Source organism: Clostridium sp. 29_15 (genome assembly GCF_001916075.1).
GTDB lineage: Bacteria > Bacillota > Clostridia > Clostridiales > Clostridiaceae > Clostridium > Clostridium lentum.
Genome location: NZ_MNRT01000030.1, coordinates 57,917 through 64,628, shown reverse-complemented (window position 1 = coordinate 64,628; position 6,712 = coordinate 57,917). Strand labels below are relative to the sequence as shown.

Annotated in this window: 5 protein-coding genes; all 5 read right to left on the bottom strand. The window is 31.1% G+C overall.

Features of this window, described 5'->3' with window-relative positions; genetic code table 11:
- Nucleotides 1-474: 474 nt before the first annotated feature.
- Complete coding sequence (gyrA, locus tag BHW04_RS06590) at nt 475-3,027, bottom strand: DNA gyrase subunit A (RefSeq protein ID WP_302699235.1); 2,553 nt, start codon at nt 3,025-3,027, stop codon at nt 475-477.
- A gap of 21 nt (nt 3,028-3,048) precedes the next feature.
- On the bottom strand, nt 3,049-4,962 hold the full coding sequence (gene gyrB / locus BHW04_RS06585; protein ID WP_022211006.1) for a DNA topoisomerase (ATP-hydrolyzing) subunit B: 1,914 nt from the start codon (nt 4,960-4,962) through the stop codon (nt 3,049-3,051).
- Nucleotides 4,963-5,016: 54 nt separating this feature from the next.
- Entirely contained in the window at nt 5,017-5,277 is a 261-nt protein-coding gene (remB, locus tag BHW04_RS06580) for an extracellular matrix regulator RemB (RefSeq protein ID WP_022168301.1), read from the bottom strand.
- Nucleotides 5,278-5,350: 73 nt separating this feature from the next.
- Nucleotides 5,351-6,439 (bottom strand): DNA replication/repair protein RecF, encoded by a 1,089-nt coding sequence (gene recF / locus BHW04_RS06575; RefSeq protein ID WP_186835578.1) that lies wholly within the window; start codon nt 6,437-6,439, stop codon nt 5,351-5,353.
- A 63-nt stretch (nt 6,440-6,502) separates the two neighbouring features.
- Complete coding sequence (locus BHW04_RS06570) at nt 6,503-6,706, bottom strand: RNA-binding S4 domain-containing protein (RefSeq protein ID WP_022211004.1); 204 nt, start codon at nt 6,704-6,706, stop codon at nt 6,503-6,505.
- Between the last annotated feature and the right edge of the window lie 6 nt (nt 6,707-6,712).

Genomic DNA, 6,712 nt, shown 5'->3' with positions numbered 1-6,712 from the left:
GTTTTGCTCAAATTACTTTGAGTCTTTATAAGACTTAAAAGAATTGCTGGTTTTATATTAACTATATTCTGTTCAATTTTCAAAGACCATTTTATCTTGCCGCCCTTAAGCGACTTCTATAGCTTATCATCTCATCTTGTTACTGTCAATACTTTTTTCAAAAGTTTTTTTGTAACATTTCATTACTTGATGAAGATGTTTGTCGTTTCAGCAACTTTACTGTTGTTTGTTGTCCTGTCGACGTGTTTTAGTTTAACATTTATATTCTATTTAAAACCAATTAAATACTGATATTTATTAAAATTATTATTAAAATACTTTATTTTTCTTTATTAATCTAATAAAATCACATTGTGATACACAAGGCTACGAGTACTACTATTTTATATCTATTCTTTCCCTTTAACCCCCATTTTATCCAAGTAAATTAAACAAAGGCTACCAAATTTCTTGGCAGCCTTTTTATTATTCTTCTTAATCTTCTTCACTTTCTATTTGTGATTCTGCTTCTTCAACTAATCTATCTAAGCTAGTATCTTCATTTAATTCTAAATGTTCATTTTTTAGATTATCTGTTAATGATAACTGCTGATCTTTTTCTTGCATTTCACTTGCTGATATTTTAGCTATAGCTGCAATTCTCTCTTCATCAGAAGTTCTCATTAATCTAACTCCCATTGTAGCTCTACTAGTTACAGATACATCTGATACATTAATTCTTATAGCTACACCACTTGTATTTATAAGCATTAATTCATCTTCAGCCTTACATACTGTTGCCCCAACAACCTTACCAGTTTTTTCACTTATTTTGTATGTTATTAAACCAACTCCACCTCTATTTTGTATCTTATATTCAACTAAAGGAGTTCTCTTCCCAAATCCATTTTCACTTATTACTAATAAATCTTCATCATCAACTGCTATATCCATGCAGACAGCAATATCATCGTCTCTTAAGTTCATCGATTTAACACCAGCAGCAGTTCTACCCATTGCTCTTACATCTTGTTCATTAAACTTAATGGCATTACCATGTTCAGATACTATAACTATATCAGCATCTCCTCTAGTAACTTTTACCTTAAGAAGTTCATCACCTTCTCTTAAGCTTATAGCTATAAGCCCGTTCTTTCTTAAGTTCTTGAATTCTGATAAGTGAGTTTTCTTAACAAGACCTTTCTTAGTTGCCATGAATAAATATCCTTCTCTTATTTCATCAGCAATAGTAAGTACAGTTTCAATTCTTTCATCTTGTTCTATTGGTATAAGGTTGATTATATTAGTTCCCTTAGCAGTTCTTCCTGCATCTGGAATCTCATATGCTCTCTTCTTGTATACTCTTCCTTTGTTTGTAAAGAATAATACATCTGAATGAGTGGAAGTTATTAAAACATTTTCTACAAAATCATCTTCCTTTGTAGTCATTGCTTGAATACCTCTTCCCCCTCTTCTTTGAGCTGAATATGTATCAGCAGAAATTCTCTTAATATATCCTGAATTAGTTAATGTGATAACAACATCTTCTTCTTGAATTAAATCTTCTATATCTATTTCATTAACTACTTTTTGAATTTCAGTTCTTCTTTCATCGTTGTACTTGCTCTTTATCTCTATAAGCTCTTCTTTGATTACTCCTAGAAGCTTCATTTCATCAGCTAATATACTATTTAAATATTCAATGTATTGCATAATTTCGTTAAGTTCTTCTTCTATCTTATCTCTTTCAAGAGCTGTTAATCTTCTTAACCTCATCTCTAAGATTGCTTGTGCTTGCTTATCACTTAATTGAAATCTTTCCATTAATGTGCTTTTTGCAATATCACTAGTTTTAGAACTTCTAATAATATTGATTACATCATCAATGTTATCAAGTGCTATTTTTAAACCTTCTAAGATATGTGCTCTCGCTTCTGCTTTATTTAGTTCAAATATAGTTCTTCTAGTAACCACTTCTTTTTGGAATGCTATATAATGAGTTAATACTTCCTTAAGATTTAATACTTTTGGCTCATTATCTACTAATGCTAGCATGATAACTCCAAATGTATCTTGCATCTTTGTATGCTTAAATAATAAATTTAAAATTACATTAGGATTAGCATCTCTCTTAAGCTCTATTACTATTCTCATACCTTCTCTATCAGATTCATCCCTTAAATCTGATATTCCAGTAATCTTCTTATCCTTCACTAAATCTGCAATATTCTCTATAAGCTTAGCTTTATTAACTTGATATGGAATTTCAGTAACTACTATTCTGTTTCTTCCATTTTCCTCTTCAATTTCAGCTTTTGCTCTAACAACAATCTTTCCTTTTCCTGTTTCATAAGCTGCTCTTATACCAGCTTTCCCCATAACTATTGCACCAGTTGGAAAATCAGGTCCCTTTATTGCTGTCATAAGTTCTAAAACAGTAGTTTCTGGATTATCTATAAGCATTATTGTTCCATCGATAATTTCTCCCAGGTTATGTGGAGGTATATTAGTTGCCATACCTACTGCTATACCTGATGAACCATTTACTAAAAGGTTTGGATATCTTGAAGGTAATACTACTGGTTCTTTTTCTTCTCCATCAAAGTTTGGCATAAAATCAACAGTTTCTTTTCTAATGTCTCTTAGCATTTCCACTGCTATCTTATTCATCTTTGCTTCTGTATATCTCATTGCTGCTGCACTATCTCCGTCTACAGAACCAAAGTTTCCATGTCCATCAACTAACATATATCTTAAAGAAAAATCTTGCGCCATTCTTACTAATGCATCATAAACTGAGGAATCACCATGTGGGTGATACTTACCTAAAACTTCCCCAACTATTCTGGCACATTTTCTGTATCCCTTTTGAGGCTCTAATCCTAATTCTTGCATTGAGTAAAGTATTCTTCTATGAACTGGCTTAAGACCATCTCTTACATCAGGAAGTGCTCTACCAACTATAACACTCATAGCGTAGTCGATATAACATTTTTTCATCTCGTTATTTATATCAACATGGATATATTTTCCCTCATTTAAATTCATGTACTTCACCTCGTATTAGTACTAAATATCTAAGTTACTAACTTTCTTAGCATTTTTTTGTATAAACTCTCTTCTTGGTTCAACTTTATCTCCCATTAAGATAGTGAATATTTCATCAGCTGCAATAGCATCTTCCACTGTAGCTTTTAAAAGTATTCTTTCTTCTGGATTCATTGTAGTATCCCATAATTGGTTTGCATTCATTTCACCAAGACCTTTGTATCTTTGTATATCAACTGAACTATCTTTACCGCCCATTTCATTAAGAGCACTTTCTAACTCTTCATCAGTATATGCATAAATTTCTTTTTTACCTTTGCTTACCTTGTAAAGTGGTGGCTGAGCTATAAATACATGTCCTTCATCAATAAGTGGTCTCATATATCTATAGAAGAACGTTAATAATAATGTTCTAATATGTGCACCATCTACATCGGCATCAGTCATGATTATGACTCTGTTATATCTAAGCTTTGATACATCAAAATCCTTTCCAATACCAGCACCAAAAGCTGTAACCATTGATCTTATTGAATCTGCATTTAATATTCTATCTAATCTTTGTTTTTCAACATTTAATATCTTTCCTCTCAGTGGAAGTATAGCTTGGAATTTTCTATTTCTACCTTGCTTTGCTGAACCACCAGCTGAATCTCCTTCGACTATATAGATTTCACATTCCATTGGATCTTTAGAAGAACAATCAGCTAATTTACCTGGTAATGTTGATCTTTCAAGTACAGATTTTCTTGTAAGCTCTCTAGCTTTTCTCGCTGCATCTCTAGCTCTTGCTGCCATTAATGCTTTATCTATTATTATTTTTCCTACCGCTGGATTTTCTTCTAAGAATGTACCTACTCCATCAGCAACGATTGAATCAACTACTCCTCTTACTTCAGAGTTTCCAAGCTTAGTCTTTGTTTGTCCTTCAAATTGTGGTTCAGATATCTTCACTGAAACTACTGCTGTAAGACCCTCTCTTACATCATCTCCTGAAAGATTCTTATCGCTTTCTTTTATATGGCCGAACTTTTTAGCATAATCATTGATAACTCTTGTTATTGCTGTCTTAAAACCAACTAAATGAGTTCCACCTTCTATTGTATCTATGTTATTAGCAAATGAATAAAGATTTTCTGTATATCCATCATTGTATTGTAATGATACTTCAGCGATGATTCCATCCTTTTCTCCCTCAACATATATTGGTTCTGGATGTAATACATCTTTATTTCTATTTAGATAATTTACGAATTCCTTTATACCACCTTCGTAGTAGTAAGTTTCACCCTTTTCTTGACCTTCTCTCTTATCAGATAAGGTGATACGAATTCCTTTATTAAGAAAAGCAAGTTCTCTTAATCTGCTTTGTAATATTTCAAACTCAAATTCTGTTGTCTCAAATATCTCATGATCAGGTTTAAACCAAGTCTTGGTACCATGACCATCACTTTCACCTATTTGAGTAACATCACCTAAGATATTTCCTCTTGAATATTTTTGTTGCCACACCTTACCTTCTCTTGTTACTGTAACTTCACAAGCTTCTGATAATGCATTAACAACTGATGCCCCAACACCATGAAGCCCTCCGGATACTTTGTATCCTCCACCACCAAATTTTCCACCAGCATGTAGCACTGTCATGATAACCTCAATAGTTGATCTTCCAATCTTTGGATGTATTCCTACTGGCATACCTCTCCCGTTATCTACTACAGTAATAGAATTATCTTCATTTATCGTAACTTCAATATGGCTACAGAATCCTGCTAATGCCTCATCAATACTATTATCAACAATTTCATAAACTAAATGATGAAGTCCTCTTGAGCTTGTAGTCCCTATGTACATACCCGGTCTTTTTCTTACTGCTTCTAAACCTTCTAAAACCTGAATCTGACTTTCATCATAACTTTGCTTGTTTTCTGTCAAGACATATTCCTCCTTAATCTTTTATATATATAAACTAAAGGCTAAATATCGGACTTAAGGATTATAATCAATATTCGTTCTCTTTGTTAATGTTGACGATGAAATTGGTGATAAATAAACCTTACTCATCTTATTAACTTCAGCTATAACAAATGATTTTGGGCTCTCCTTAGAAATTTTTTCAACAAATCCATCTTCTTCAGCCATTCTTAAAAAAGATATGGTATCTGAACTATACATAGAATTATGTATATCAAATATTCCTATGACATCTTTTATTGGTACTACTACATTCTCTCCTAAATGTAAAAACATACTATTTCCTCCTTGTAAGTAAGATTTAAATGCTTTATTCAATCCAACTTATTCTCCTAAAGACAGAATTTCCTTACGAGTTTACAATTTCTCCATTCTTAACTTTAAAGACTTTTGCCTTTTCGTCTAAATATTCATATAAATCTTCTATACCAGTACATGTAATAACAGTCTGTATCTGTCCTATTGTACTTAAAATATATTTTTTTCTATTAAAATCTAGTTCTGATAATACATCATCTAAAAGTAAAACTGGAAATTCTCCTGTAAGCTCTTTTATTATTTCTAGTGATGAAAATTTCATAGTTAATACTGCCGTTCTCTGTTGTCCTTGGGATCCATAGCTCTTAGTATCAATATCGTTTATATAGACAAAAAAATCATCCCTATGTGGACCAATGGATGTTATTCCTCTATCGCAATCCTTACTTCTATTTTTTTCTAATAGCGTGTAAAAATTTTCTTTAATATTTTCTAAGTCCTTTATAGTACTAATATACTTAAAATTTATTTTTTCTTTTCCCGATGTGATATCAGAGTGTATTTTTTCAGCATACTTGTTTAAACTTTCAATGTATTTAATTCTATCCCTAATTATATTATATCCAAATTCAACCAATTGCATATCATATATTTCCAACATTTCACTACTGGTATTTCTATTTCTTAAAAGTATATTCCTCTCATTAAGGACTTTATTATATTGAACTAGATTATAGTAATACTTAGGATTTAACTGACATAATTCCATATCAATAAATTTTCGTCTTACTCCAGGAGAATCTTTTATTATTCTAAGATCCTCCGGAGAAAACATCACAACATTGAAATTCCCAAATAATTCGCCTATTTTTTTTATTTTTATTTTATTAATCCTTATGGATTTTTTTCCGTCCTTAAGAATGCTTATATCTATCCTTTTATCAAGTCTTTCTCTGCCTACATCAACACTTATAAATGCATGCTCACCATTCCAATTAATAAGTTCTTTATCTTTTGATGTTCTATGAGATTTTGCAAAAGCACAGTAATATATAGCTTCTAGTATATTAGTTTTTCCTTGAGCATTATCTCCCATGAACACATTAACATTAGGACATAATTCAATATCTAATGCATTATAATTTCTATAATTAAGCATTTGTAGTCTTTTAATAAACATCTTAAACACCCATAATATTATAACATATATAAACTTTTAATAGCTAATTTAAAAAAATAGCCTTTACACTACCTTAAAAGTTTCACCATTAAATTCTACAATGTCACCTCTATATAATTTTTTTCCTCTTTGAGTACAAACTTCACCGTTTACTTTTACTAATTCATCTAAAACATACATTTTAGCTTCTGAACCTAATGATGCTGCCCCACAGAATTTTAAGAATGAATCTAATTTTATAAATTCAGTTTGAATTTTAACTTCCATAGCTTT

Excerpts from the sequence above, each read along its gene's own strand:
- BHW04_RS06570 (WP_022211004.1), bottom strand. The coding sequence starts at position 6,706 with ATGGAAGTTAAAATTCAAACTGAATTTATAAAATTAGATTCATTCTTA.
- remB (WP_022168301.1), bottom strand. The coding sequence starts at position 5,277 with ATGTTTTTACATTTAGGAGAGAATGTAGTAGTACCAATAAAAGATGTC.
- recF (WP_186835578.1), bottom strand. The coding sequence starts at position 6,439 with ATGTTTATTAAAAGACTACAAATGCTTAATTATAGAAATTATAATGCA.
- gyrA (WP_302699235.1), bottom strand. The coding sequence starts at position 3,027 with ATGAATTTAAATGAGGGAAAATATATCCATGTTGATATAAATAACGAG.